Source organism: Brevibacterium ammoniilyticum (assembly GCF_038429965.1).
In the GTDB taxonomy this organism is placed as follows: Bacteria; Actinomycetota; Actinomycetes; order Actinomycetales; family Brevibacteriaceae; genus Brevibacterium; species Brevibacterium ammoniilyticum.
On record NZ_BAABNP010000002.1, the window covers coordinates 149740 to 175354 of the forward strand.

Consider the following 25615-nt stretch of genomic DNA (forward strand, 5'->3'; position numbering starts at 1 on the left):
CATGGATCAGCTCTACCTCGACACGGCGGCGAGCGCGCCCGTGCGGCGCGAAGCACTCGAGGCGGCATGGCCGTACCTCGCGGGCGCCTTCGGCAATCCGTCGAGCCATCATGAGTTCGGGCGCGTCACCGCCGAGGCCCTCGAGGATGCCCGTGCGCGGGTCGCGCGGGTGCTCGGGATGCGGAGCACGGACATCGTCTTCACCGGCGGGGGCACCGAGGCGGCGAATCTCGCGGTCAACGGCATGGCCCTCGGCGGGCTTCCCGACGCCACCGCATCGGCGGGGACGGATTCCGAACGCCGTCATATCGTCACCTCCCCGCTCGAGCATGAAGCGGTGCTCGCCTCGGCGGAATACCTCCGCCGACGTCACGGCTTCGCAGTCTCCTTCGTCGATGTCGAATCCGATGGGACGGTGACGCCCGAGGCGCTGCGGGCGGCGCTGCGGGAGGACACCGCGGTCGTCAGCCTCGGGTATGCGAACAACGAGATCGGCACGGTCACTGATATCTCGACCCTCGCCGAAGTCGCCCATACTGTCGGAGCCCACGTCCACACCGATGCCGTGCAGGCCGCCGGCTGGCTGCCGCTGACCGGGCTCGGCGTCGACGCGATCACGCTGGCCGGGCACAAGGTCGGGGCGCCGAAGGGCATCGGGGCGGCGGCGATCCGCGCGCGGATCCCCGTCGAACCGCTCATCCACGGGGGCGGGCAGGAGTCGGGTCGGCGGTCGGGCACGGAGAACGTCGCCCTGGCCGTCGCGTTCGCCACCGCCCTCGAGCTCGCCGAGGCCGAACGCGTCGACGCAACCCAGCGTGTGGCCCTGATCAGGGATGACTTCATCGCCGAGGTGCTCGCCCAGGTGCCTGGGGTGATCCTCACGGGTGCCCAGCCGGCGGGCGCCGGGAGTGCGCGGAACCCGAATCATGCGTCGTTCTGCTTCTCCCGTACGAGCGGGGAGGCGGTGCTGCTCGAGCTGGAGCGGCTCGGGGTGACGGCGTCGAGCGGGTCGGCGTGCGCGGTCGGGTCGGATGAGCCCTCCCATGTGCTGCTGGCGCTCGGCATCGACGCCGAGGTGGCGAAGACGAGTATGCGCTTCACCTTTCCCGCGTCGATCACCGCCGAGCAGGGGGCGGCAGCCTCAGCGGCCGTCGTCGAGGCGGCGACTCGCCTCAGCCTCGCGTTCTCCTGAAGCCTCGCGTTCTCCTGAGGCCGTGCCCACCCCAGGCTCCGGAACCTCGCCTCCTCATCCCACCCGGGGCGCGAAGAGGCCACCGATGTGCGATTGGCCCCTTTCCACCGCGCCAATGCGGAGAGACACTGGAATCCAGGATTTCACTGCGGTTGCGAGGGGGTTTTCGTCATGGATCTGCTGATCGTCACCATCATGGGAGTCGGCTTCGCTGCGGTCGTCTTCTTCGTCGGACGAATCGCCTGCCCGCCGCGTGATCGTGTGCCCCTGACCCAGGTCGACCGGGTCATCCTCTGGACCACCCTGTGCCGCGGGTGGATGGCGCTCGGCCAGCTGGGTCCGCTCACCCGCATCGTCGACGATCGCCGCGAAGGGACAGCGTAGGAGGGTTCCCGAGCCAGGCACCCGCCCTGCGGGTCGGGACCGGCCTCACACCGCGAAGACCGCGGCGTCCCAGGTCTGCATCGCGTGCGCCGAGGCCCAGAAGTGGAGTTCGTAGACGCAGGCGCGTTCGAAGGCGGCCCGCATCCGGGTCAGCTCGTCCTCGGGCGCCCGCTCGAGCTCCCGTTCGAGGATCGTCACGGCCTTCCTGGTCGACTCGTCGAACTCCGGGGAGTCGTAGGTCTGCACCCAGGTGCGGTACGGGTGGTCCTCGCTCATCGCCCCGGCGCGTTCGATGAGCACCTTGCCCATGTGCGCGTACACCCAGAAGCACGGCAGCACCCCGGCGACACCCTCCCCGTAGGACCGGGTCGCCGAGGTGGCGACTAGGAAGGACACGTACCCGAGCGTCGTCGGCGAGGCTCCCAACCGGTCGTTCGCCTCGAGGTCGGTCAGCGCCTGCCCGAGCCGGGCATCGGAGAGGAGCTGAGCGTGCATGTCCTCTTCGACCGTGATCGCCTCCGCCGCCGAGGTGGACCAGAACCGGGACTCGTCCCGATCCGTGGTCTTCCCGGCGAGGAAGGACATCGCCTTCGCATACCCGCTGAGGTAGATGCTGTCCTGGTTGATGTAGTTCGCGAACGCCACCGGGTCGAGGCTGCCGTCGGCGAGCTGGGTGAGGAACGGCAGCGCCTCGATCTCTTCGACGAGCGGGCGCACATGCTCCCAGAGTTCGGTGGTGTTCGGGCCGACGGCGAAGTTCGTGGTCATCAGTGAGTCTCCTCGGGTCGTTGGTGATCGTCGCAGAATGGTGCAGGGGCCGCAACGCGGCAGCGCTCTCCGGGCGGTTCGGGGTGGATGGGATGCCGATCTCAGCGCCTGGTGATGTCGACCTGGTGGTCGACGGGTCCGTGCGCACCGGCGGGGTCGAGGCTGACCTGCCAGTCCGCCGCCGAGGCGAGGGCCCGGGCGAGGAAGTCCAGGCCCCGTTCGACGGCACCGCGGACCTGTTCGGGGCTCAGCCGGGAGCCGGGATCCGCCTGCCGGAGCACGGCCGCCTCGGCGGTGATCGCCGCCGAGAGCGTGCAGCCGGTGCCGTGCGTGTTCGCCGTCGTGATCCGGGGGTGCGCGAACTCGGTGATCTCACCGTCCGAGGTGACGAGGATGTCGGCCACTTCTCCGTCGCGCGCGTGCCCGCCCTTGAGCAGCACCGCCTGCGCTCCACGGGCCACGAGCTCCCGCGCCTGCTCGCGCATCTGCCCTGGAGTCTGCGCTTCGTCGACGTCGTCGCCGAGGAGGAGAGCCGCCTCGGGGAGGTTCGGGGTGATGAGGTCGGCGACCGGGAGCAGTCGGGTGCGCACGGAGTCGACGGCCTCGGCCTCGAGGAGCCGATGCCCGGAGGTCGCGACCATGACCGGGTCGACGGTGAAGAACCCGAAATCCGAGGACGAGGCCCGGTCGACGACGAGGTCGACGAGCGAGCGCGAACCGAGCATTCCGGTCTTCGTCGCATCGACGGGCATGTCATTGAGGACGCTGTCGAGCTCATCGGTGACGAAGTCCTCGTCGATCGGGTAGACCCGGGAGACGCCGTGCGTGTTCTGGGCGACGAGTGCGGTGACCGCCGTGGTCCCGAGCACGCCGAGGGCGGTGAACGTCTTGAGGTCGGCGTGGATGCCCGCTCCCCCGCTCGGGTCGGTGCCGGCGATCGAGAGCGCGATCGGCGGGCGCACACTCATACCGCTCCCCCGTCCCCGTAGGCGGCGAGCAGTTCGGCCGCGGCGAGTTCGGGGTCGGCGGCGCGGCAGATCGCCGAGACGACGCAGACGCCGATGAGACCCAGGCCGCGCAGGTCCGGGACGCGTGTCGCGTCGATCCCGCCGATCGCCACCGCGGGCAGTCCTGCCTGTGAGACGAGTTCGCCGAGGCGGTCCGGGCCGATCCCGGCCGGTGCGTCGGCCTTCGTCGTCGTGTCGAAGACGGGGCCGATGCCGACGAGGTCGACCGCTCCGGTGGCCCGGGCTGCGGCGAATTCGGCGTCCTCGGCGGCCGAGAGACCCACGAGCGGTGCGTCGCCGAGGAGGGCGCGCACCTCGGCGACGGGGGTGTCGGACTGGCCGACGTGGATGTGGACGTCCGTGCCCTCCTCGCGCAGACGCCCGGCGACGGCCACCCGGTCGTTGAGGAAGACGGGGACCCGGCGGTCGGTGCCGGCCACCGCCTCGGCGACGGCGGCGACGACCTCACGGGTGAGGACGAGGAACTCGGTGTCGTCGATGTCCTTGTCCCGGACCTGGACGATGCCGACCCCGCCGGCGACCGCGGAGCGCACGGTCTCGGCCACCGTCCGACCGGCCTCGGCGCACTGCGCGGAGTCGGTGACGAGGTAGAGGCGGGTGTCGATGCCGGCGAGGCGGTCGAGTGCCGCGCTCATGCCGCCGTCACCGCGACGCGGGAGCGGGCGATGCGGTCGTCGTCGGTGGTGAAGAGGGCGTCGAGGAAGTTCATGGCGTACCGGCCCGGACCCAGTGCCCCGGTCGCGGCGGCCTCACCGGCCACGGCGAAATGCGCGTGGGCGGCGACGACGGCGGTGAACCTCTCGAGCGCTCCCACGCCTGCCGGTCCGGCCTGCGAACTCGTCCCCGCCGGAGGGACCGCGGCGAGGTAGGCGGTGGTGACGGCGCCGAGCGAGCACCCGGTGCCGATGACGAGCGGCATGAACGCGTGTCCGCCGTCGATGCGGGCGACATGGTCGACCCCGTCGATGTGGGCGACGACGGCGTCACGGGCACCCGAGACGGCGACGATCGCGCCGGTCGCGCGGGCGAGGTCGGCGGCGGCGGGGAGCACGGCGTCGACTTCGTCGGTGGATTCGACTCCGCGCCCGCCGGCACCGGCGCCGGCCAGTGCCGCGATCTCCGAGGCGTTGCCGCGGATCGCGGTGGGTCCGGCGGCAGCGGCCCGGCGGATCCGGGTGGTGCGGAAATCGGCGGCACCGATGCTCACCGGGTCGAGGACCCAGGGTTTCGCATCGGCGGTGACGGCTTCGATCGCGGCGTCGGCGGCGAGGAACTGCTGGTTCGTCGCCGTGCCGAAGTTGATCAGCAGCCCGCCGGCGAGGTGGGCGAACTGTGCGGCGTCGGCGTCGTGGTCGAGCATCGCCGGAGACGCCCCGACAGCGAGCAGCACGTTCGCACTGAACTGCTGCACGACGGTGTTCGTGATGCATTGGATGAGCGGGTTCGACGCGCGCAGACGTGCGTGCGCCGACGACAGATCGAGGTCGGTCATGACGATCCCTTCGCTAGCATGGCCCAGATCAGGTTCGATGGGTGTCCTCTCAGCCCGGCGCGATTCCCCGGGCACCCCATGTCATTGCCTTCGACTGTATCAGGAGCGCCGAGGCGGCGGCGACGCGGGCAGCGCATGCGCGGGCCACGCGGCGGGCGATGCTGCCGGACCGCCTCGGCGCCTGCACAGTCCTCCAGCTCACTTCGATCTCGAGGGCACAGTTCGTGAACTGTGCCCTCGAGATCGAAGTGAGCCCGAAGCGCTCTCCGCGTCAGCGGCCCACGGGATTGCGCATCGTGCCCGCGTAGATGAGCGAGACCGAATGCCTGGAGGCGCGGTCTCGACGCGAAGAGGCGGTCTCGGTGAATTCGAACGCTGCCGTCCGTCCGCTTCGGCGACTATCCCCTGCCGACGTAACGCTGGCCGCGCCGACTGACCGCGTCGATGACGACGGCGGTGAGGAGGACGAGGGCGGTGATGATCTGCTGCGCGTCGGAGTTGAAGCCGATGAGGTAGAGGCCGTTGTTGATGGCGCCGACGACGAACGCGCCGAGCACCGCCGCCCAGGCCGTGCCGCGTCCGCCGAAGAGGGAGGTGCCGCCGATGACGGCCGCGGCGATCGCATTGAGCAGATCCTGGGTCGCCACGAGCGTCGATCCGGCGTTCGTCGTCACTCCGGCCTTGACGAAGCCGAAGAGTGCGGCGAGGACGCCGGCGGTCATGAAGACGCTGATGCGCACCCATGTCACCGGGATGCCCGCCCGCCGCGCGGCCTCGACCTTGCCGCCGACGGCGTAGATCGAACGCCCGTAGCGCGTCTTGCGCAGCACGAGGTCGATGACGATCGCGATGACCATCATGAGGAAGAACGGCAGGGCGAGACCGAAGTCCTGGTTGACGAGGATGAGGAAGCCGAAGACGATCGCCGTGAGCAGCACGATGCGGACGATGACGGCCAGCCAGCTCGCACTGTCCAGTCCCTGCGCATGGCGCCGCAGCTTCGAGTAGACGAGCCCCGCACCGAACCCGATGACCGCGATCGCCCCGAAGACGTACGCCCAGATCGCCGGGAAGTAGTAGCTGGCGAAGTCGAAGGCGAAGGTGTCGGCCATCGAGAGGTTCTTCTGGGTGCCGAGCACGGTGAGGGTGAGCCCCGTGAACGCGAGGAGGCCGGCGAGGGTGACGACGAAGGCGGGGATGCCGACGACGGCGAAGAACCAGCCCTGGATCGCCCCGACGACGAGGCCGAGGAGCAGGATGATCGTCAGCGCGATGACCGGCGGCACGTCCTGCCGGACGACGAGCACACCGAGCACCGAGGCCGCGAGCCCGCCGAGCTGCGCGAGCGAGAGGTCGATCTCGCCGAGGAGGAGGATGAGGTTGATGCCGAGCGCGAGGATCGCCAGGTAGGCGACCTGCGTGGAGAGGTTGACGAGGTTGGCCGGGGAGAGGAAGTTGCTGTTCGCCGACTGGAAGACGACGACGATGACGATGAGCGCGAGGATGACGGGGAACGAGCCGAGCTGGCCCTCCTTGATCCGCCGGAAGAAGGTGCGCACGAACCCCTCGTCGAAGATCCGTTCGTCGGTGATGAACGAGCTGCGGGTCATCGGCGCTCACCCCTCCTCGCCGCACGCTGGGTCACGACGTTGTCGTTGGCGCCGGTGATGGCGGCGATGAGCACATCCGTGCGTTCGTCACCGGGGAAGTCCCCGGCGTCCCTGCCCAGGCGCAGCACGTGGACGCGGTCGCAGACGGCTTGGACGTCGGCCATGTTGTGGCTGACGAGCAGCACCCCGAGATCACGGTCCCGGAGGCGTTCGATGAGGTTGAGCACCTCGGCGGTCTGGGCGACTCCGAGGGCGGCGGTCGGTTCGTCGAGCATGACGATGGAGGGTTCGCCGAGGAGGGACCGGGCGATCGCGACCGTCTGCCTCTGTCCCCCGGAGAGGGCGGCGATGGGCACGCGCACGCTCGGGATCTTCGCCGAGAGGCTGCGCAGGAGCTCCCACGACTTCGCCTCCATGGTCACTTCGTCGAGGACGCCGCCGCGGGTGGCCTCATGGCCGAGGAAGAGGTTGGCGACGACGTCGAGGTTCTCGCACAGGGAGAGGTCCTGGAAGACCGTGGCGACCCCGGCCTTCTGGGCGTCCTTCGGTGAGGAGAACCGCTGCGGGCGCCCGCCCATGCGGATCTCGCCTTCGTCGGCGCCGTGGACGCCCGCGATGATCTTGATGAGCGTCGACTTGCCGGCGCCGTTGTCGCCGACGAGGCCGACGACCTCGCCGCGGCCGATGGTGAGGTTGATGTCGGTGAGGGCCTGGACGGCGCCGAAGCGTTTGGCGATGCCGCGCAGTTCGAGCACTGGGTCCCCCGACGCCCGCCCGGAAGCGGGCGTCGGGTCATTCGTCTGGGAAGTCATCGGGGCCTATTCGATTCCGGCGTCTTGGCAGAGCTTCTTCTCGATTCCCTTGCAGATGTCCGAGGCCTTGATCTGGTCGCCGACGATGTCCTTGATCGTGTCCTTCGTGACGACCTTGGCCTCGACGAAGTCGGTCGGGGTGTCCTTGTACGTCGTCGCGGCCTTCGGCTCCTCCCCTCCGGCCAGGGCGGTCGCGGCCTTGGCGGCGAACTCGGCTTGCGGTGGGATCGACTTGTAGATCGTCGCGTACTGCTCGCCCTTGAGGATGTTCTGGAGTCCGTCGACCTCGGCGTCCTGGCCGGTGACGACGGGGTCCTGCTTCGCCTTCGTCGTCGCGGCGAGCACTCCGCCGGCGGTGCCGTCGTTGGCGGCGTAGATGGCGATCGGCTTCTGACCACCGCCCTGGAGCTGACCTTCGACCCACTGTCGGGCGTCGTCGGGATTCCAGTCGAGGGTGTCGTGGTCGGCGGCGATGTCGACACCTGCTGATCTGAGCGTCTCCTCGGCTCCGGCCTTGAAGTCGGCGGCGTTGGGGTCCTTCGGGTCGCCGTTGACCATCCACACGGGTCCCGACTTCGGGTCGACGCCCTTGGCCTTGAGTCCGTCGAGGAGCGCTTGGCCCTGGAGGTTGCCGATCTTCTTGTTGTCGAACGAGGTGTAGTAATCAGCGCCCTCGAAGAAGCGGTCGTAGGAGACGACGGGGATCTGCTTCGCTTCGGCCTTCGCCAGTGAGGAGGCGACCGCCGAGGCGTCGACCGGGTCGAGGACGATGACGTCGACGCCTTCGGTGACAGCCGCTTCGAACTGCTGCTGCTGTTGGGAGGCGTCCTGGTTGGCGTTGCGGTATTCGACCTTGGCGTCGGGGTTGGCCTCGGCGACGTACTTCTCGAAGTTCGGTTTGTCGAGGGATTCGTACCGGGTCGTCTTCGACTCGGGCAGGAGCAGGGCGATCGTCACGTCGCCGTCCGAGCCGGATCCGGAGCCGGTTTCGTCGTTGCCCTGGCCCTTCTGATTGCCGCAGCCGGTGAGTGCGAGAGCGGAGATCGCAACGGCGGCGCCGGCGACGGTGAGGCGGCGATGAAGCCTGTTCGGCCCAGTCGCCGACGATGATCCACGGGGGTGAGAAGTGCGCATTCTCGGAACCTTTCCTCATTCTGACAACGTTGTCAGGCTGGTAGACATATTTCGCCCACCGAGGAGGTTTGTCAACTGTCGGCGCGGAATTCTCCGCGCTGCCTTCTCTCAGCGCCCGGTGGCCTGGCGAGGCGATTCCTCACCGCTGCCGCGGCGGATGAGCCGCACCCTGGTCAGGCCGTCCTGCGAGGTCAGCAGGGGTATCGACCCGGCGCCGGGGAGGGGCCGACGGTCGCCGGAGAGGACCCGGACCGCCTCGGCGGACATCGCATCGACGTCTGGGTCGACGACGGTGACGTCGAGGAGATCCGCTCCGGGGAAGTCGTCGATGCCGACGACGGCCGGCCACTGGTCGAGGCGGCGGCTGGCATCGATGGCGCCCATCGTCACCGTGGCCGAGAGCGTGATGAGCGCGGTCGGGGCGGCGCGGGACCCGAGGAGCGCTGCGACGACGTTCTTCGCGCTCGACTGGTCGTGGGCCCCTTCGTCGAGGTAGGCACGCCACCCGATGTCCCTGCGGTCGGCAAGGACCTCGCGGATGCCGGCGAGCCGGCGGACCTGGGATTCGATGAGCGCGCGGTCGCCGATGACGCCGATGCTGATGTGACCGTGCCGGACGAGCTGTTCTGCGGCACGACGTCCCGCGGCGACGTCGTCGGCGGCGATCGTCGTGATGCCCGGCCCCGCGACGGCCGGATCGAGGGAGACGACGGCGACCTCGCCGGTGCCCGCCGAGGAGGATCCGCCTGAGGCTTGGGCGTAGATGTCCGCGGATTCCGGTTGGGAGCACACGACGCAGATGCCGGACATGTCCCCGCCCCGGCAGTCGTCGACGAAGGCGCGTTCGAGCTCGGGATCCCCGCCGGTCACGGTGACGACGGGGCGCAGTCCGTGGACGGCGAGATCGCGTTCGAGGCGAGCGAGGATCCGCACCTGGAGGGGGTCGTCCATATCGGAGAGCACGACGCCGATGTAGGGCGAACGGCTGCCTTCACGCAGTCGGCGAGCCGCGGAGTTGAGCCGGAAGCCGAGTTCGGCCGCCGCGGTCTCGACCTTCGCAGCGGTGGCGCTGGCGACGTGCTTCTCCCCGTTGAGCACCCGGGAGGCCGTCTTGATGCTCACACCGGCGCGCTCGGCGACCGTGGCCAGGGTCGGCCGGTCGTGCTGCTTGACCATGTGTGCGCCTTCGGGACAGTCCGGGGCACCGACCCCGGCGGCCGCCTCGAGGCAGGCGACCGTGGGATCGATGATAGCCCGACGGCCTGGAGTTCGGACTCACCTCCAGCTCACTTCGATCTGGAGGGCTCAGTTCGTGAACTGTGCTCTCGAGATCGAAGTGAGCCCGAAGCACTCTCCGCGTCAGCGACCGACGGGGTTGCGCATCGTGCCCGCGTAGATGAGCGAGTCCGCCTGGTTGCCGATGTCGACCATCTGCGTCGTATTGCGCAGCTGCAGGCGGTTGAGGCACGAGTGTTTGAACCGTCCGGTGCGCAGGTCGATGTCCCCGGCGAGCCCGCAGGCCGTGTCCGGGTGCGCGGACTCGTAACGGTCGAGCACCTCGGCGACGAGCGACCAGAACCGGTCCGAGGCGAGGACGCCGTCGACCTCGAGGATCCCCGCGACATGGCGCAGCAGACCGTCGAAGACGTCGGTGAAGATCGACAGCGCCTTCTCCTCACCGGGAACGACGGCGCGGATCCGCTCGACCTCGGGCGGCAGACTCCCCTGCCCGAGGTAGGCGACCTCCTCGCCGATGTCCTTCATGAACACGCCGGTGACCAAGTCGTCCTCCAGGACGAGGATGAGGTTCTCCCCGTGCGGCATGAAGACGAGATCGTGGGCCAGCAGCGCGTGGACGAGCGGTTCGAGGTAGGCCCGCAGGTACGAACGCACCCACTCCTCGGCGTTGGTGCCTGAGCGGCGGATGAGCGCGCTGACCAGGGCATCTCCGCGGTGATCGCGGTGGAGAAGAGCGGCCATCGTCATCGTCCGCTGCCCGCCTGCGAGCAGCGCCAGCGGGTTCTCGCGCCACAGGGCCGCGAGCATCTTCCGGTGCGGATTGGTCTGCCTGGTGCGGTGGTAGACGTCGCCGGTGTACCCGATCGCGCTGCGTTCGCGCAGCAGCCGGAAACCGTGGTCGGCGAACGTCGCATCCGCGGCGACGAGGTGGGCCACCCAGTCGTTGATCGCCGGGGTGTCACGCATGTACGTCGGCGAGAGTCCGCGGAGGAAGCCCATGTTCTGCACTGCGAGCGCGACCTTCGCATACGGGGCACCGGCGCGCGAGTGGTTGAAGAACGTCCGCAGCGACTGCTGTGCCTGATGCTCATCGAGCCCGGACCCGAGCGGGATGAGATCGCCCCGGGCGATGTCGGCAGCGAAGGTGATCGCCAGCCGGTGGTCGGCCTGCCACGGGTGGATCGGCATGAGGTGGACGTCGTCGAGACGGTGTCCGGCCGCGCCGAGGCGGTCGGCGAAGAGGGTGCGCTCATCGTCGCTGAGTGCCCACTCGAGGTGGCTCGCCTCATCGAGTCCGGCTCCGACGGACAGGTGCGCGTGCTCCCGGTTCACGGCCACCCACTCGAGGCGGTTGAGCCGCCCGGTCTCCGGTGCCCAGCGTCGGTAGTCGCTCAGTGCGAAGCCGATGCGACCGTTGTTGGCGAGGAAACCCGGATGCCCCTCGGTCATCGCCGCCTCGATCGTCTGGAAGTCGGCATCGAGGAGACCCTCCACGTCCGGTCGCCTCCCCTGCCGGGCCTCCGTGAGCTTGAAAGCACCTCCGGCGAGCGTCGAGGCGAGCTCCTCGAGGTAGGTCGAGACGAGGTCCTCAGGCAGGCCGAGTCCGTCCTGGAGTTCGAGGACGAGCTCCTGGGCGTCGAGGTTGATCGGATGCCCGTCGCGGTACCGCATGATGCTCGCCTCATCGATGGCCCAGTGTTCGAGCGGCAGCACCCGGGCGTCGAAGGTGTAGTGGACGACGGGAACGGAGATCAGCGGCGTGGGTTCGGGGCCGGAGTCGTTCTCGCCGTCGCCCTGGTCTGCGGTCGGGATCGCGAGCACCCAGGCCTCGGGCCCGTGTTCGGGTGTGTGGCGTGGGGCGATGAGCCGTTCGTGGGCGAATTCGGCGATCGCCTTGGCGAGGAGATGACGGCTGACGACGGCGAAGGCCTCCGGGTTGAGGTGCGCGTAGTCCTCCACCTCGAGGTGCGTGTCATCGGGGCGGTGGGCATCGTCACCGGGGTGAGCCGTGGTGGGCTGTCCCTCGCCGAGGTGGTCGCCCGTCCCGGCGCCGCCATCCCCGACTTCGCCGTCCGTCCCGACGCTGTCGATCCAGCCCGTGTCGACGAGGCCGGCCAGTCGGCTGGCGGCGAAGTCGGTGCGGGTGCACGTGCTCACGAGCGCCGTCTTCGTACCATCTCCCATGGGCACCTCGGCCTCCCCGAGCACGCGGAACCCGGCCGCGGCATTCTTGGCATGGATCGCCTCGTTGCGGGCATCGGGTTCGACGACGACGCGCAGGCCGCCGCGACCGCCGAGTGTGCGCGGACGCAGGCAGAAGTCGATGACTGCGGCCATGACGGCGTCCGTGAGTCCGCGAATCCCGGGACCTTCGGGCGGGGCGACGAGGAGGTGCATGCCGATGTCACCGGGCCGCTCGGGAACCGCCTCGGCGGGGATGAGGATCGCCGGCGTGTAGGTCTCGACGTAGAACCGCGGGACACCGTCGACGAGTCCGATCCACCCGTTCTCATCTGCGGAGATGCGGATCGCCTCGAGGTAGCTGCGGACGGCGGGCTCGTCGAGTTCCGTCATCTGCCAGAAGTGCGACCGCGGGTGGCTCAGCCAGGCGTGGACGTCCGCGGAGTGACGGTCGGGGCGCAGCGGAAGGATCGTGATGTCCGGCGCCGAGGCGGTCGCCCCGCCGGTGGAAGCTGTCCTCCCACCGTGGGACGCGGTCGTCTCGCCGGGGGACGCGTTCATCCCGCCGGGGGCGGTGAGTGGGTCGGTCGTCTGCGGGCCGCTGGTGATCGTGTTGGTGCTCATACGTGGGTCATCTCCTCGGTGCGGGCGTCGGTCGGATGGGCGCGGTTCGGCGTTTGACGGTCATGGTCGGCGATCCGATCGGCACGTTCGGCAGATCGATCGGTACTGTCGGCGGATCGAACGGCGCGTTCGGCAGATTCATCGGTACCGTCGGCGGATCGAACGGCGCGGTGCGCACTCACCCCTGACACCCCCTCGGCGGGGGTCTCCGATTCCGGGACCCCGAAGGTCTGGAACGCGATCGTCCGCTCGATCGGATAGGGTTCGCGGCCGGTGACATGGGCGAGCACGACCGAGGCGCGCCACGGTCCGAAGCCGAGGTCGGGGGCGGTGACCCCGTGGGTGTGCTCTTCGACGCCGAGGACGTGGATCGTGCCTGCGTCGTTGACGGTGTAGTCGCGTCGGGCGTCGAGGCGGCCCTCGTCGTCGAGGCGGATGTCCTCGCCGAGCGGGGCGAGGAATCCCGGCAGGGATGACCGGTAGCCGGTCGCGGCGACGACGGCACCGCTGCGGCGGTTGAAGGTCTCGCCGACGAGGGCGTTGCGGAAGGTGAGCGCGTACTCCCCCGGCGTCCAGCCTCCCCGCAGGGGTTCGGCCGCGATGAGCTCGGCGTCGGTGAACAGGTTCGTCAGCAGTGCGCGTCCCCCGCGGCTGAGCCGGTAGAGCGTGTCGTGGATGTCGTCGATGAGGTCGCCGCTGATGCCCTTGTAGAGGGTGCGCTGTTCGCGACCGAGGCGTCGGCGCAGGTCATCGGGCAGGGCGCGGAAATGGTCGGTGTACTCCGGCGAGGTCATCTCGAGGGTGAGCTTCGTGTACTCCATCGGGAAGAACCGCGGCGAGCGGGTCACCCAGTCCACGCGCACCCCGCGGGCTTCGGCGTCCTCGATGAGGTCGCGGTAAATCTCGGCCGCGGACTGCCCGCTGCCGACGATCGTCACGGACCCGCTCTCGAGCAGTGCCTCGCGGTGGTCCAGGTAGTCCGCAGTGTGGATGACGGGCCCGCCGTCGACGGCGACGAGGTCGCTCAGCGCGTCGGGCAAGACGGGTGCGGTGCCGACGCCGAGGACGATGTGGCGGGCGCGGTAGGTCTCCGTGGCCACGGCGCGGCCGGAGGGGTCGGTCACCTCGGCGGTCACGGTGTGAATTCCCTCGTCAACGGTCACCGAGGTGACCCTCCGGTTCCAGCGCAGCGTGTGCAGCTGTGCGGCGACCCACCGGCAGTACTCGTCGAATTCGGCGCGCAGGGGGTAGAAGGATTCGCGGATGTAGAACGGGTAGAGGCGGCCGCGGTCCTTGAGGAACTGGAGGAACGAGAAGCGCGAAGTGGGGTCGGCCATGGTGACGAGGTCGGCGAGGAAGGGCACCTGCACGGTGGCTCCTTCGATCATCATGCCCGGGTGCCAGCGGAACTCCGGTCGCTGGTCGAGGAAGACGGCGTCGACATCGGGCAGCGGGTCGGCGAGGGCGGCCAGACCGAGGCCGAAGGGCCCGATGCCGATGCCGACGATGTCGTGGATGCGGGTGTTGTCGCTGGTGACAGAGTCGCGGGTGGCGTTTGCGCGAGTCGCGCGGTCGCGGGTGGGGTGGATCTCCGAGAGCGTTTCGTTCATGAGTGTTCGGCAGCCTCCTTCGGTATGCGGATCGGGTCGACCCAATCGCATTAGGGAAACCTACCCTAAGTCGGCGCGAAAATGTTGAGCGATCGTCACGGACGGCTCACTACAGAAGTACCCTTGCCGGCAATGTGCCTCCGCCGTCGCCCGGTCTCGCGGGGGTCAGAGGGTCCGAAAGGGCAACACTGCCTGCCCGAAAATATGTGACGTGATCCTCGTCACATGACAGGTGTGGTTGTGGTGGAATCGGCCCTGTCGGTGGGGTCGCCTGGCTCGGTGGAATCGGTCGCAACGGTGGAGTCGGCTGGGTCGGTGAATGCGCGGCGCGGCCGCAGCCCGTGGTGGGACTGCGGCCGCGTCGTGTGAGATCGAAGCACAGGTCGCCTCAGCGAAGCCGCCCGCCTCGGCGACTCACTTCGAGACGTAATTCGGGGCCTCGACGGTCATCTGGATGTCGTGCGGGTGGCTCTCCTTGAGCCCGGCCGTGGTGAGGCGGACGAACCGGCCCTTGGCTTTGAGTTCGTCGATCGTGCGCGCGCCGACGTAGAACATCGTCTGGCGCAGGCCGCCGGTGAGCTGGTGGGCGACCTGCTTGAGGTGGCCGCGGTAGGCGACGCGGCCTTCGATGCCCTCGGGGATGAGGTCGGTGTCGGTGGCGATGTCGGCCTGGAAGTAGCGGTCCTTCGAGTACGACTTGCCCTTCCGGGGAGCCATCGCGCCGAGCGAGCCCATGCCGCGGTAGGCCTTGTACTGCTTGCCGTTGACGAAGATCAGCTCGCCCGGAGACTCGTTGCAGCCGGCGAGCAGGGAGCCGAGCATGACGGTGTCGGCGCCGGCGACGAGCGCCTTGCCGATGTCACCGGAGTACTGGAGGCCGCCGTCGCCGATGACGGGAACGCCGGCGGCGCGGGCGGCCTGCGCGGCGAGGTGGATGGCGGTGACCTGCGGGACGCCGACGCCGGCGACGACGCGGGTCGTGCAGATCGAACCGGGGCCCACGCCGACCTTGACGGCGTCGACACCGGCGTCGATGAGGGCCTGTGCGCCCTCCTTCGTCGCGACGTTGCCGCCGATGATCTGGACGTGGGAGAACGCAGGGTCGGCCTTGATCGTCTTGATCATGTCGGTCACGCCCCGGGCGTGGCCGTTCGCGGTGTCGACGACGAGGACGTCGACGCCCGCCTCGGCGAGGAGGCCCGCACGCTCGTACGCATCGCCGTAGAAGCCGACGGCGGCACCGACGCGCAGGCGGCCTTCGGAGTCCTTCGTCGCGAGCGGGTACTCCTCGGTCTTGACGAAGTCCTTGACGGTGATGAGGCCGCGGATGACGTTGTTCTCATCGACCAGGGGCAGCTTCTCGACCTTGTTGTCGGCGAGCAGTTCGAAGGCCTTCTCCGGGGAGACGCCGACGGGGGCGGTGATCAGCGGCATCGGGGTCATCGTCTCGGCGACGGTGCGGGTGGGGAATTCGCTGCGGGTGACGAAGCGGAGGTCGCGGTTGGTGACGATGCCGACGAGGACGTCGTTCTCGTCGACGACGGGCAGACCGGAGATGCGGTAGCGGCCGCAGAGTTCGTCGAGCTCTTCGAGCGTCTTCTCCGGGGTGATCGTCAGCGGGTCGTTGATCATCCCCGATTCGGAGCGCTTGACGTAGTCGACCTGGTCGGCCTGGTCATCCTTCGACAGGTTGCGGTGGATGATGCCGAGTCCGCCGATGCGGGCCATGGCGATCGCCATCCGCGATTCGGTGACGGTGTCCATGGCGGCGGAGACGAGCGGAATGTTGAGCTCGATGTCCTTGGTCAGGCGCGTCGTCGTCGAGGCTTCCGAGGGTATGACATCGGTGTCGCCGGGCAGGAGCAGAACGTCATCGTACGTGAGTCCGGTGAGTGCGAACGGATCGTGTGCGGTCTGTGATTCCTGCTCGGAGTTCCCCATGAGTCCAGCCTTTCGACGCGGAAGATCAGTTGATCCATGGTATCGAAGGGGACTGTGAGGCTTCTACAGTTTCAACTACCCCGGGCTGTGAGAATGGACACCTCGCCGAGGCGGTCCGCAGCCACCGGCGACCATTGGGTTCCGCGGTCGAACAGTCCCAGAACGAAGGGTGTGGAGGTCAGCGTCCCGCGCCCACCGACCGTGCCAGGTCGAGCGTCGAGGCCTCGGAGTCGTCGAGGTGGATGCGCAGCAGTCCTTCGGCGCCCTGCCGGTCCCCGGACTTGATCTTCTCGAGGATGTCGCGGTGCGGGTTGGCCCAGTGCGAGTGGTATTTCCCGGGCTCGGGTGAGCGGGAGAACGTCGTCGACAGGCGGGCCATGAGGTTGAGGTAGAACTCGTCGAGCAGGGGCGAGCCGAGGAGCCCGACGATCGCCCGGTGGAAGGACGCCGAGTGCTCCTGCGCGTCGGCCCAGCCTTCGTTCTCCGGGGCGTTCTCGGCCCGGACGACGGAGGCTTCGACGCGGGCCATCGCCTCGTCGGTGGCGTCCTGGGACTCCTGGACGGCACGGATCTCGAAGACCCGGCGGGCCCGGTAGAGGTCCTTGAGTTCGTCGATGCCGAAGGTGCGGACGAAGAAACCGCGGTTGGGCTCCTGGGTGAGCAGACCTGCGTGGCGCAGCAGGCTGAGGGATTCGCGGGCGGTGTTGCGGGAGACGTTGAATTCCTTGGCCAGCGCACCATCGCGCACCGGAGACCCTGCTGGGTACTCTCCGGTGGTGATTCGGGTCCGGACCAGGGCGACGATCGCCTCTGAGGTGCATCCGGGTGCGTTCGGGCTCATACCACCAGGCTACCGTGTCTCCCTCCGTGAGATGCGACCGCCCCACTACGCCTGCCGCATTCCCAGCGCACTGCCACCTCGGCGGGCACCGTCGAGCCCGTGTCCGCCGTGGACGATCCCTGCTGATTCACCCGCCGAGGTTGAGCTCGAGTCCCGTCGCGAAGTGCCGGGGTGCCCCGGTGAGCGGATCGGCGAAGTCGATCGTGGCCGCGAGCAGCTGCAGCGGGGACGAGAAGTCGTAGGGGTCGGGGCCGAGATCGTGCGGGTAGACGGGGTCGCCGACGAGGGGCAGCCCGAGTGCGTTCATGTGCACGCGCAGCTGGTGGGTCTTCCCGGTCAGGGGTTCGAGTCGGTATGCGCTGACCTCCGGTCGTCCCTCCACCTCGCCGAGGTGGTCGATCCGGCTGATCGCGTTGACCTCCCCGGGCACTTCGAGGACCTGCCGACCGCCAGTGGGTTTGTGCAGGCGGGAGCGTCGGGTGAGCGGAAATTCGAGATCGGGCGGCGGGCTGGGGGCGAGGGCGCGGTAGGTCTTCGTCACCGCTCGGTCCTGGAAGAGGCGCTGGTAGCGGCCGCGGGTTGAGAGGCGTCGGGAGAGGATGAGGAGGCCCGCGGTGATCCGGTCGAGGCGGTGGATGGCGACGAGGTCGGGTTCGTCGCGGTCGACGCGCAGGCGGGTGACGACGCTTTCGCGGACGAAGCGGCCATTGGGGGTGCTCGCGAGGAAGTGGGGTTTGTCGACGACGAGGAGGTCCTCGTCCTCGAACACCGTCGTCACCTCGAAGGCGATCCGGTCCTCCGGCGGCACGGGGCGGTGGAAGAAGTAGAAGCCGCCGGGGATCACAGGATCGTCCCAGGACACCGAAGTGCCCGCGGCGTCGCACATCTGGCCGGGGAGCAGATCGTGCGCGTCGGCAGGCGTCTGCGCAGTGAGCGCGCGTCTCTCGTCCTCGGCGGCGTGCGGGAACTCGGCAGACAGCCAGTCCCCGATCGTCGCAGGCACGGGCAGGTGGGCCTTGGCGTGAGTCGCCAGTCCCCCGGGAGCGCGGAGCACGGTCGCCGAGATGCCCTCTCTCGGCGGTAACGGACTGCGCGGCATGCCCTCAAGTCTACGAGGGCGGCGGACTGGATCACGGGCCGGTCCTGGCATGAGCGCCGAGGATGCCGACCGTGATGCCGCGGCCGTGGCTGCGGACTTCGAGCGGTGGAATACGGTCCTCGAACAGGGGTGCGGTGCTCGAACAGGGAGATGTCAGCCCGCGGCCGGGGCCACCGCAATCGGGGCATTGTCGCGCGGCAGCGCGGTCAGGGCCGCCCGCGCATAGGTCGCGATCGTCGAGATGTGCCATTCGACTTCGAGGGCACTCGGGTTCGACCGGGCAGGGTCGAGGAGATCGACGAGGTTCTCGGCGATCGCGCCGACGAGCGAGCGGGCGAACACCTCGGCCGGATAGTCCAGCCCCAAGGTGCGCTTGAGCGCTGCCGCGATCACCGTGACGTATCCCCGACGCAGGGCACGGCGTTCGCGCTGGACGGAGTCGGGGACATCCTCGATGAGCAGAGCGTAGGCGAGGCCGCGGCCGGCGACGGAACGGCGGATGAAGACCTCGACGACGGCGCCGACGACCTCGTCGGGGGTGCCGCATGCATCGACCGCCTCGGTGACGACCTCGAGCTCATGGCCGGCGGCATTGGCGAAGACCGTGCGCAGCAGCTCGTCGCGGCTGTCGAAGAAGCTCGTGATGTGCCGCGGACTGCACGCGGCGGCGCGGGCGACGGCGTTGATGCTGGCAGCGGCGAAGCCTCCGTCGGCGACGACGAAGCGGGCGGCGTATTCGATGCGCGCACGCCGCTGCGCCGTGTTCGCGCGAGCTCGCGCGCTGTCCCGATGGGCCACTGGTCCTCGTCCTCGAAGAGATGATTCAGGTTTCAACAGTCAACGAGTATGGCACTCATCACGTCAGACGGCAACAGCCCTGATGACGGCACCGAGCGGGGACCCCGACGGCACGACCGCCTCGGCGGGGTGGGATACGCGTCGCGCCGCCGGGAGCCTGCGGAACTCCACGACCGCCTCGGCGAAGGAAGACGAACGGCCCGGACCTTGATGGTCCGGGCCGCTCATTCAGGCCTCAGGCGAACTGCTCCGCCTGTGAGGGGAGGAGGTCAGTCCTCGTCCTCGTCGTCCTTCTTCTCCACGACCAGGGTCTCCGTGGTGAGCACGAGGGCCGCGATCGACGCTGCGTTGCGCAGAGCCGAACGGGTGACCTTGACCGGGTCGATGATGCCTGCGGAGATGAGGTCGCCGTAGGAGTCGGTGGCGGCGTTGTATCCCTGGCCGGACTCGAGGTCCTGGACCTTGGACACGACGACGTAGCCGTCCTGGCCGGCGTTCTCGGCGATCCAGCGCAGGGGCTGGACGATTCCGCGCTTGACGATCTCCACACCGGTGGCACCGTCGTAGTCGAGGCCGAAGTCCTTGCCGTCGAGCACCTTGGCGGCGTGGATGAGAGCCGAACCGCCGCCGGCGACGACGCCTTCCTCGATGGCTGCACGGGTCGCGGACACAGCGTCTTCGACGCGGTGCTTGCGCTCCTTGAGCTCCACCTCGGTGGCGGCGCCGACCTTGATGACGGCGACACCGCCGGAGAGCTTGGCCAAGCGCTCCTGCAGCTTCTCGCGGTCCCAGTCGGAGTCGGTGTTCTCGATCTCGGAGCGGATCTGGGCGACGCGACCAGCCACGGCGTCATCGGCACCGGCACCATCGACGATGGTGGTGGTGTCCTTGGTGACGGTGATGGTCCGGGCGTTGCCGAGCTCGTCCAGGGTGACCTGGTCGAGCTTCATGCCCATGTCCGGGGTGACGACCTGCCCGCCGGTGAGGACGGCGAGGTCCTCGAGGATGGCCTTGCGGCGGTCACCGAATCCGGGAGCCTTAACGGCGCAGACGTTGAGGATGCCGCGCAGCTTGTTGACGACCAGCGTCGACAGCGCTTCGCCCTCGATGTCCTCGGCGATGATGAACAGCGGCTTGCCGGCCTGCTGGACCTTCTCGAGGACGGGCAGGAGCTCCTGGATGTTGGAGATCTTGCCCTGGTTGATGAGGATCAGCGCGTCATTGAGGATCGCCTCCTGGCGGTCCGCATCCGTGACGAAGTGCGGGGACAGGTAGCCCTTGTCGAACTGCATGCCCTCGGTGATCTCCAGCTCCACATCGGAAGCCTGGGACTCGTCGATGGTGATGACGCCGTCCTTGCCGACCTTGTCGAAGGCGTCGGCGATGAGCGAGCCGATCTCCTCCGACTGGGCGGACAGACCGGCGACGTGCGCGATCTCCTCGGAGCCGGCCACATCACGGGAGATGGAGCCGAGTTCCTCGGAGACGGCCTCGACGGCGGTCTCGATGCCGCGCTTGAGCGCGCCGGGGGCGGCGCCTGCGGCGACGTTGCGCAGACCTTCGTTGACGAAGGCCTGGGCCAGGACGGTCGCGGTGGTGGTTCCGTCACCGGCGATGTCGTTGGTCTTGGTGGCGACTTCCTTGGCCAGCTGAGCGCCGAGGTTCTCGTAGGGATCGTCGAGCTCGACCTCACGGGCGATGGTCACGCCGTCGTTGGTGATCGTGGGGGCGCCCCACTTCTTGTCGAGAACGACGTTGCGGCCGCGGGGTCCGAGCGTCACCTTGACGGTGTCGGCGAGGGTGTTGACACCCTTCTCGAGCGAACGACGGGCCTCGTCGTTGAATTCCAGATTCTTAGGCATTCGTCCTCCTGTCTCAGTCGTATGTCAGTGATTCAGGGGATTCAGCCGATGACGGCGAGCACGTCGCGAGCCGAGAGCACGAGGAACTCTTCGCCGGCGTACTTGACCTCGGTGCCGCCGTACTTCGAGTAGATGACCTTGTCGCCGACGGCGACGTCGACGGGAACGCGGTTGCCGTTGTCTGCAACGCGGCCGGGGCCCACTGCGACGACTTCGCCTTCCTGCGGCTTCTCCTTGGCAGTGTCGGGAATGACCAGACCGCTGGCGGTGGTCTGCTCTGCTTCGACCTGACGGATGACGATCCGATCTTCGAGTGGCTTGATGGAGACCGACATATCGGGCTCTCTCCCTTCGCTGGGTTCAATTCTTGTGAAGACAGACGGCGGCTGCTGCCTGAGGAACCTCTCGTCGTCGCGGGTGCCGAGGTGTTCGACCGTCTCATGAAACTGGCACTCACTGAGCGTCAGTGCTAATTCGACTCTATGACTCCTTTAGCACTCGGTCAACTCGAGTGCCAGGAAAACCTCACGCTCTCGGCGAAAGCTCAGTCTCGGGGCGCCGAGTGCGGGCGCAGAGATGCGACGAGGGACCCCGGAATTCCGGAGTCCCTCGTCGCTTCTGCTCTCGTCGGGAGGTGAGCTCCCGTCGGGAAGCATCAGCCGCCTCGGCGGGGTCAGGTCAGGCGCAGGACCACTGTCCCCAGCCGGCCTTGGCCTGGAGCGTCTTCGCACGGTCGAACTGCTCACGCGGGCTGGCGTCGATCGGGTTGCCCGAGCCGCCCACGCTGCGCCAAGTGGCGAGCTTGAACTGGAAGAGACCGAAGTGCGCGTTGTTCTGCTTGTTCACCGCCCGCGGGTTGAAGTTCGACTCGCACTTGGCGACCTGGTACCACTTCGAGCCGGGTCCGCCGAGCATCGCCTTGATCTCCTCGGTCGACATCGATCCGCCTCCACCGGAGCTCGAACCGCCATCTCCGGAACCGGAGCCGGAGCCGCTGTCGCCCGAACCGGAGTCGGAGCCGCCCGAGGAGGACTCCTTCTTCTTCGTGCCTTCGATGACGACCTTGGCCTGAGGTTCGGTGAGGACCTTCTCGCCCTTCTTCTCCTTCTCGACCTCATCGCCGTTGACGGTCTTGACCTGGTACTGGACTTCCTTCTGACCGGTCTTGCCCTTGTCCTCGACCTTGGTCTCGCCGACGTAGAGGGAGTCGGACTTCTTCTTCTCGACCTTGGGCTTGATGTCTTCCTTCTCCGTGACGGTCTTGTTCTCCACCCGGTTGACGGTGAGAACCTGTCCGTCGGTGACGGCTGCGTTCATGGGCACGGAGAGGAAGTCGTCCTTGTCGAGGGTCACCTTGGCCTCTTCGAGGGCATCGCCGGCGGTGCCGACGGGCGCGGTGACCTTGACGTCCTTGCCGTCGGCGACGACGGTGAGCGCCTTCGCCGTGGTGACGTCGATGTTCGTGGGGGCGTCGACCTTGAGCTTGTCGCTCGCCTCGGCGCTCAGCTGCGCGTCCTTGGCGTCGACGCCGAGGTCTGCCAGCGCCTGGCCGACGGTGTTCGCGTTGGTCCACTCGTCGGTCTTCTTGCCGTCGACGGTGAGCGAGACGTCCTTGGCCGTGTTGACCGTGACCGTCGTATCGCGGTTGATCTTCGCGTCGACGCCGGGCTTGACCTGGTCGCGCTTGTCGATGTCGATGTTCTGACTGTCGAGGATCTCACCGACAGTGCCGCCGAAGGTGCGGATCTCCTCGGCCTTGCCGTTCACCTCGAGGGTGACCGGCTTGTTCATGGTGAGCACGGCACCCGTACCACCGACGAGTCCGGTGATGACGACCGCCTGTGCGGCGATCTGCACCTTGCGGTTCTTGAGAAAATCAATCACAGAAATATCCCCGAGCAGAGTTGATCAGCTGTTTGCGACTCATCCACTGTAACCGATTCGTTACATCGCTTGCAAAAGATCACGAAACCGTAACAGGAATCTCACAGACTCCCGGATTCCCGGATCCTCGCCGAGGCGGTCGCTCAGTCCCAGCCGCCGAGGTTATCGCTCAGTCCCAGCCGAGGCGGTCGCTCAGTCCCAGCCGCCGAGCGCGGTCTCGGCGTTGGCCCACACCGCCTCGGCGAGGTCGCCTGCATTCATCCCCCGCACCCCGGCGAGCATCCTCGCGGTGATCGGGGTGAGGTAGGGGCCTCCGGGCTTCCCCCGGTACGGGTGCGGGGTGAGGAAGGGTGCGTCGGTCTCGGTGAGCAGGAGCTCGAGCGGTGCAGAGGCGGCGGCCCGGCGCAGCTCGTCGGCGTTCTTGAACGTGATGTTGCCGGCGAAGGACATGAAGTAGCCGTGCTCGGCGCACTCGCGGGCCATCGCCTCGTCGCCGGAGAAGCAGTGGAAGATCGTCACCTCGGGCGCACCCTCCTCGCGGAGGATGCGCAGGACGTCGGCGTGGGCCTCACGATCGTGGATCTGCAGTGCCCGACCGGTGCGCTTGGCGATCTCGATGTGAGCGCGGAAGGACCGCTGTTGTTCGGCGATGCCGTCCTCTCCCGTGCGGAAGTAGTCGAGCCCGGTCTCCCCCACCACGCGCATCCGATCGCTGCTGACCACGAGCGTCTCGATCTCGGTGAGCGCATCGTCGAGGAGGCCGCGCTGCGCGAGCCGCGGCGCCTCGTTCGGGTGGAGCGCCGCTCCCCCGAGCATCCACGTCCGCCCGGGAGTCGGCGGCGTCGGAACCCGCGCGGCCACCTCGGGGGTGACTTCGGTGAGCGCTGCGGCACCGGCATACTGCGAGGCCACGAGCGCAGTCGTCCACCGGGCGGCGGGAAGGTCGCAGCCGATCTGGACGATCCGCGTCACTCCGGCCGCCTCGGCGGTGTCGAAGAAGAAGTCGAGGTCGGGGAACTCCTCGGTCTCGGCCGGGGCGACCTCGGGGGCGGGTTCGCCCGCGCCGAGCGGCAGCCGCACACCCGTGCAGATGTCGAGGTGGGTGTGGGTGTCGACGATCGGGTGCGGCAGGGGCTCGGGCACCGGAGGATAGGTTCCAGCGGCACGCGACGCCATTACTCCGCCTCCTCCACGAACTTCGGGAACACCGGTACCGGCGTGGGCAGCGGGGTGCCGGGCACGAGCGGGAAGTCGATGGCGGCGAACGAGCGGGGATCCACCTCGGCGGCGGCGATCCCGCCTTCGGTGGCCTCGGCGGCGGCCGGCGCGATGCCGGCACCGGCGAAGGCCGCACCTGCGGCGACGCCGACGGCGGCACTCGCGGTCACGGTGTCCATCACCTCGGCGCCGGAACCGGATTCCGTCGCGGTCGGCAGGACCGTTGCCCCCGCCTCGGCGACTCCGGCGGGAACACCGAGGAGGTCGAGGATCCGGCCTGCGGATTCGGGCATGACGGGCTGGATGAGGATCGAGACGATGCGCACGACCTCGATCGTCACCCACAGCACGGTGGCCATGCGCTCGGGATCGGTCTTCTTGAGCTTCCACGGCTCCTGCGCGGAGAAGTAGCGGTTGGCCTCGGTGAGCACCTTCCAGCACGCGTCGACGTAGAGGTGGAGGCTCTGGGTGTCGATGTGCTTGCGCGCCGTGGCGAGAGTGTCGCGGGCGAGCGCGAGCAGGGTTTCGTCCGCCTCGGTGAGGTCACCGGGCTGCGGGACCTGGCCGTCGCAGTTCTTCGCGATCATCGACAGCGAGCGCTGGGCGAGGTTGCCGTATTCGTTGGCGAGGTCGGCGTTCTTGCGCGTGATGATCGAGTCCTTCGTGTACGAGCCGTCCTGGCCGTAGGAGAACTCGCGCAGGAGGAAGAAGCGCAGCGTATCGAGGCCGAACGCGTCGACGAGGTCGATGGGGTCGACGACGTTGCCGACGGACTTCGACATCTTCTCACCGGCGTTGAAGAGGAAGCCGTGGGCGTGGACGCGGCGGGGCAGCTCGATGCCGGCGGACATGAGGAACGCCGGCCAGTAGACGCTGTGGAAGCGGATGATGTCCTTGCCGATGATGTGGACGTCGGCCGGCCACCACTTCTCGAGCCGCTCGAGGTCGTCGGGGTAGCCCGCGGCAGTGAGGTAGTTCGTCAGCGCGTCGATCCACACGTACATCACGTGCTTGTCGTTGCCGGGCACGGGCACGCCCCAGTCGAAGGTCGTGCGCGAGATCGAGAGATCCTTGAGTCCGGAGGCGACGAACGACGCGACCTCGTTGCGGCGGGAGTCGGGGCCGATGAACTCCGGGTGGTCACGGTAGAGATCGAGGAGGGGCTCCTGGTACTTCGAGAGGCGGAAGAAGTAGGACTCCTCCTCCGTCCAGGTCACCTCGGTGCGGGTCTCCTTCGACAGCCGCACGCCGTCGACGACCTCGGTCTCGTCCTCGGTGTAGAACGCCTCGTCGCGCACCGAGTACCAGCCCGAGTACGAGTCGAGGTAGATGTCACCGGCCTCCTCGAGCCTGCGCCAGATCGCCTGCGAGGCGGCGTAGTGGTCGGGATCGGTGGTCCGGATGAACCGGTCGAACGTCGAGCCCAGGGCCAGCTGCGTGTCGCGGAAGCTCTTCGCGTTGTCGTCGGCGAGCTCCTTCGGGGTGATGCCCAGCCTGTTCGCCGCCTGGAGCATCTTGAGACCGTGTTCGTCGGTGCCGGTGGCGAAGAAGACCTCGTGGTTGTCGAGGCGCTTGAACCGCGCGATCGTGTCGGCGGCGATGTACTCGTACGCGTGCCCGATGTGGATGGCCCCATTGGGGTAGGCGATGGCTGTTGTCACGTAGTAACCCATAGGCCACTCAGTCTAAAGGACGCGCGGCGGCAGGGCCGACGGGGTCCGGGGAGGGGGCGGGTGGAGGTGTGGGGTGGCGTGGACGCAGTCGGCGCGGGGGCGGGGCGGCGGTGCGTCCGGGCGGCCGGCCGGGCGCAGTCCACGGCCGGGCGGGCGGGAGAGCGCGCGGGCCGGCCGGGCGCAGTCCACGGCCGGGCGGGCGAGGCGAGCCATACCGGGTTTGAG

Annotated in this window: 22 protein-coding genes and 1 riboswitch; of the genes, 3 read left to right on the forward strand and 19 right to left on the reverse strand. The window is 68.5% G+C overall.

All coding sequences use genetic code 11. The annotated features are described in order from the left end of the window. The first annotated feature begins 1 nt into the window (after position 1). Both AAHA49_RS02710 and AAHA49_RS02715 read left to right on the forward strand, forming a co-directional pair. Positions 2–1192: a cysteine desulfurase family protein gene (locus AAHA49_RS02710; protein WP_342037121.1), complete on the forward strand. Its 1191-nt coding sequence runs from the start codon at positions 2–4 to the stop codon at positions 1190–1192. 171 nt (positions 1193–1363) lie between these two features. Next, a complete protein-coding gene (locus AAHA49_RS02715; protein ID WP_339392100.1) occupies positions 1364–1576 on the forward strand; it encodes a hypothetical protein in 213 nt (70 codons plus the stop codon). A 45-nt stretch (positions 1577–1621) separates the two neighbouring features. On the opposite strand, the gene AAHA49_RS02720 is transcribed toward AAHA49_RS02715, so the two are convergent. From AAHA49_RS02720 to AAHA49_RS02785, 14 genes are all read right to left on the reverse strand, one after another. Further along, positions 1622–2344, reverse strand: coding sequence for a TenA family protein (locus AAHA49_RS02720; RefSeq protein WP_342037122.1), 723 nt, complete (start codon positions 2342–2344; stop codon positions 1622–1624). 101 nt (positions 2345–2445) lie between these two features. After that, complete coding sequence (gene thiD / locus AAHA49_RS02725; protein ID WP_342037123.1) at positions 2446–3312, reverse strand: bifunctional hydroxymethylpyrimidine kinase/phosphomethylpyrimidine kinase; 867 nt, start codon at positions 3310–3312, stop codon at positions 2446–2448. Further along, positions 3309–4007, reverse strand: a complete 699-nt coding sequence (gene thiE, locus AAHA49_RS02730) for a thiamine phosphate synthase (RefSeq protein ID WP_339392097.1) — start codon at positions 4005–4007, stop codon at positions 3309–3311. Before thiE ends, thiD begins: the two co-directional genes overlap by 4 nt. Then, positions 4004–4864, reverse strand: a complete 861-nt coding sequence (thiM, locus tag AAHA49_RS02735; RefSeq protein ID WP_339392096.1) for a hydroxyethylthiazole kinase — start codon at positions 4862–4864, stop codon at positions 4004–4006. Before thiM ends, thiE begins: the two co-directional genes overlap by 4 nt. Next, positions 4852–4953: riboswitch (TPP riboswitch) on the reverse strand. It overlaps the preceding gene by 13 nt. A gap of 309 nt (positions 4954–5262) precedes the next feature. Then, complete coding sequence (locus AAHA49_RS02740) at positions 5263–6474, reverse strand: sugar ABC transporter permease (RefSeq protein ID WP_342037124.1); 1212 nt, start codon at positions 6472–6474, stop codon at positions 5263–5265. After that, positions 6471–7286, reverse strand: a complete 816-nt coding sequence (locus tag AAHA49_RS02745; RefSeq protein WP_339392094.1) for an ATP-binding cassette domain-containing protein — start codon at positions 7284–7286, stop codon at positions 6471–6473. Before AAHA49_RS02745 ends, AAHA49_RS02740 begins: the two co-directional genes overlap by 4 nt. Before the next feature lie 6 nt (positions 7287–7292). Continuing rightward, positions 7293–8420 (reverse strand): substrate-binding domain-containing protein, encoded by a 1128-nt coding sequence (locus AAHA49_RS02750; protein ID WP_342037125.1) that lies wholly within the window; start codon positions 8418–8420, stop codon positions 7293–7295. 108 nt (positions 8421–8528) lie between these two features. Beyond that, entirely contained in the window at positions 8529–9596 is a 1068-nt protein-coding gene (locus AAHA49_RS02755; RefSeq protein ID WP_342037126.1) for a LacI family DNA-binding transcriptional regulator, read from the reverse strand. Between the two features lie 183 nt (positions 9597–9779). Further along, on the reverse strand, positions 9780–12464 hold the full coding sequence (locus tag AAHA49_RS02760) for a GNAT family N-acetyltransferase (protein WP_342037127.1): 2685 nt from the start codon (positions 12462–12464) through the stop codon (positions 9780–9782). Next, on the reverse strand, positions 12461–14074 hold the full coding sequence (locus AAHA49_RS02765; protein ID WP_342037128.1) for a lysine N(6)-hydroxylase/L-ornithine N(5)-oxygenase family protein: 1614 nt from the start codon (positions 14072–14074) through the stop codon (positions 12461–12463). Before AAHA49_RS02765 ends, AAHA49_RS02760 begins: the two co-directional genes overlap by 4 nt. A 414-nt stretch (positions 14075–14488) precedes the next feature. Continuing rightward, positions 14489–16015: an IMP dehydrogenase gene (gene guaB, locus AAHA49_RS02770; protein ID WP_342037129.1), complete on the reverse strand. Its 1527-nt coding sequence runs from the start codon at positions 16013–16015 to the stop codon at positions 14489–14491. Positions 16016–16193: 178 nt separating this feature from the next. Then, complete coding sequence (locus tag AAHA49_RS02775; protein ID WP_339392088.1) at positions 16194–16856, reverse strand: GntR family transcriptional regulator; 663 nt, start codon at positions 16854–16856, stop codon at positions 16194–16196. A 127-nt stretch (positions 16857–16983) separates the two neighbouring features. Next, positions 16984–17955, reverse strand: coding sequence for a pseudouridine synthase (locus AAHA49_RS02780; protein ID WP_339392087.1), 972 nt, complete (start codon positions 17953–17955; stop codon positions 16984–16986). Positions 17956–18108: 153 nt separating this feature from the next. After that, complete coding sequence (locus AAHA49_RS02785) at positions 18109–18753, reverse strand: TetR family transcriptional regulator (RefSeq protein WP_339392086.1); 645 nt, start codon at positions 18751–18753, stop codon at positions 18109–18111. A gap of 82 nt (positions 18754–18835) precedes the next feature. Between AAHA49_RS02785 and AAHA49_RS02790 the strand changes: the two genes are divergently transcribed. Then, positions 18836–18964: a hypothetical protein gene (locus AAHA49_RS02790; RefSeq protein WP_339392085.1), complete on the forward strand. Its 129-nt coding sequence runs from the start codon at positions 18836–18838 to the stop codon at positions 18962–18964. A gap of 58 nt (positions 18965–19022) precedes the next feature. Here the strand turns inward: AAHA49_RS02790 and groL are convergent, their stop codons facing one another. From groL to metG, 5 genes are all read right to left on the reverse strand, one after another. Continuing rightward, a complete protein-coding gene (gene groL / locus AAHA49_RS02795; RefSeq protein WP_063249386.1) occupies positions 19023–20615 on the reverse strand; it encodes a chaperonin GroEL in 1593 nt (530 codons plus the stop codon). A gap of 41 nt (positions 20616–20656) precedes the next feature. After that, positions 20657–20950, reverse strand: coding sequence for a co-chaperone GroES (gene groES, locus AAHA49_RS02800; protein ID WP_339392084.1), 294 nt, complete (start codon positions 20948–20950; stop codon positions 20657–20659). Between the two features lie 343 nt (positions 20951–21293). Beyond that, complete coding sequence (locus AAHA49_RS02805; protein WP_342037130.1) at positions 21294–22499, reverse strand: ubiquitin-like domain-containing protein; 1206 nt, start codon at positions 22497–22499, stop codon at positions 21294–21296. Positions 22500–22691: 192 nt separating this feature from the next. Continuing rightward, positions 22692–23675 (reverse strand): TatD family hydrolase, encoded by a 984-nt coding sequence (locus AAHA49_RS02810; RefSeq protein WP_339392082.1) that lies wholly within the window; start codon positions 23673–23675, stop codon positions 22692–22694. Further along, entirely contained in the window at positions 23675–25390 is a 1716-nt protein-coding gene (gene metG, locus AAHA49_RS02815; protein WP_342037131.1) for a methionine--tRNA ligase, read from the reverse strand. The genes AAHA49_RS02810 and metG overlap by 1 nt, the downstream gene beginning before the upstream one ends. Positions 25391–25615: the final 225 nt, after the last annotated feature.

Excerpts from the sequence above, each read along its gene's own strand:
- guaB (WP_342037129.1), bottom strand. The coding sequence starts at position 16,015 with ATGGGGAACTCCGAGCAGGAATCACAGACCGCACACGATCCGTTCGCA.
- thiM (WP_339392096.1), bottom strand. The coding sequence starts at position 4,864 with ATGACCGACCTCGATCTGTCGTCGGCGCACGCACGTCTGCGCGCGTCG.
- AAHA49_RS02750 (WP_342037125.1), bottom strand. The coding sequence starts at position 8,420 with ATGCGCACTTCTCACCCCCGTGGATCATCGTCGGCGACTGGGCCGAAC.
- metG (WP_342037131.1), bottom strand. The coding sequence starts at position 25,390 with ATGGGTTACTACGTGACAACAGCCATCGCCTACCCCAATGGGGCCATC.
- groL (WP_063249386.1), bottom strand. The coding sequence starts at position 20,615 with ATGCCTAAGAATCTGGAATTCAACGACGAGGCCCGTCGTTCGCTCGAG.
- AAHA49_RS02745 (WP_339392094.1), bottom strand. The coding sequence starts at position 7,286 with ATGACTTCCCAGACGAATGACCCGACGCCCGCTTCCGGGCGGGCGTCG.
- thiD (WP_342037123.1), bottom strand. The coding sequence starts at position 3,312 with ATGAGTGTGCGCCCGCCGATCGCGCTCTCGATCGCCGGCACCGACCCG.
- AAHA49_RS02710 (WP_342037121.1), top strand. The coding sequence starts at position 2 with ATGGATCAGCTCTACCTCGACACGGCGGCGAGCGCGCCCGTGCGGCGC.
- AAHA49_RS02740 (WP_342037124.1), bottom strand. The coding sequence starts at position 6,474 with ATGACCCGCAGCTCGTTCATCACCGACGAACGGATCTTCGACGAGGGG.
- AAHA49_RS02760 (WP_342037127.1), bottom strand. The coding sequence starts at position 12,464 with ATGAGCACCAACACGATCACCAGCGGCCCGCAGACGACCGACCCACTC.
- AAHA49_RS02720 (WP_342037122.1), bottom strand. The coding sequence starts at position 2,344 with ATGACCACGAACTTCGCCGTCGGCCCGAACACCACCGAACTCTGGGAG.
- AAHA49_RS02755 (WP_342037126.1), bottom strand. The coding sequence starts at position 9,596 with ATGGTCAAGCAGCACGACCGGCCGACCCTGGCCACGGTCGCCGAGCGC.
- AAHA49_RS02765 (WP_342037128.1), bottom strand. The coding sequence starts at position 14,074 with ATGAACGAAACGCTCTCGGAGATCCACCCCACCCGCGACCGCGCGACT.
- AAHA49_RS02780 (WP_339392087.1), bottom strand. The coding sequence starts at position 17,955 with ATGCCGCGCAGTCCGTTACCGCCGAGAGAGGGCATCTCGGCGACCGTG.
- groES (WP_339392084.1), bottom strand. The coding sequence starts at position 20,950 with ATGTCGGTCTCCATCAAGCCACTCGAAGATCGGATCGTCATCCGTCAG.
- AAHA49_RS02715 (WP_339392100.1), top strand. The coding sequence starts at position 1,364 with ATGGATCTGCTGATCGTCACCATCATGGGAGTCGGCTTCGCTGCGGTC.
- AAHA49_RS02775 (WP_339392088.1), bottom strand. The coding sequence starts at position 16,856 with ATGAGCCCGAACGCACCCGGATGCACCTCAGAGGCGATCGTCGCCCTG.
- AAHA49_RS02790 (WP_339392085.1), top strand. The coding sequence starts at position 18,836 with ATGACGGCACCGAGCGGGGACCCCGACGGCACGACCGCCTCGGCGGGG.
- AAHA49_RS02810 (WP_339392082.1), bottom strand. The coding sequence starts at position 23,675 with ATGGCGTCGCGTGCCGCTGGAACCTATCCTCCGGTGCCCGAGCCCCTG.
- thiE (WP_339392097.1), bottom strand. The coding sequence starts at position 4,007 with ATGAGCGCGGCACTCGACCGCCTCGCCGGCATCGACACCCGCCTCTAC.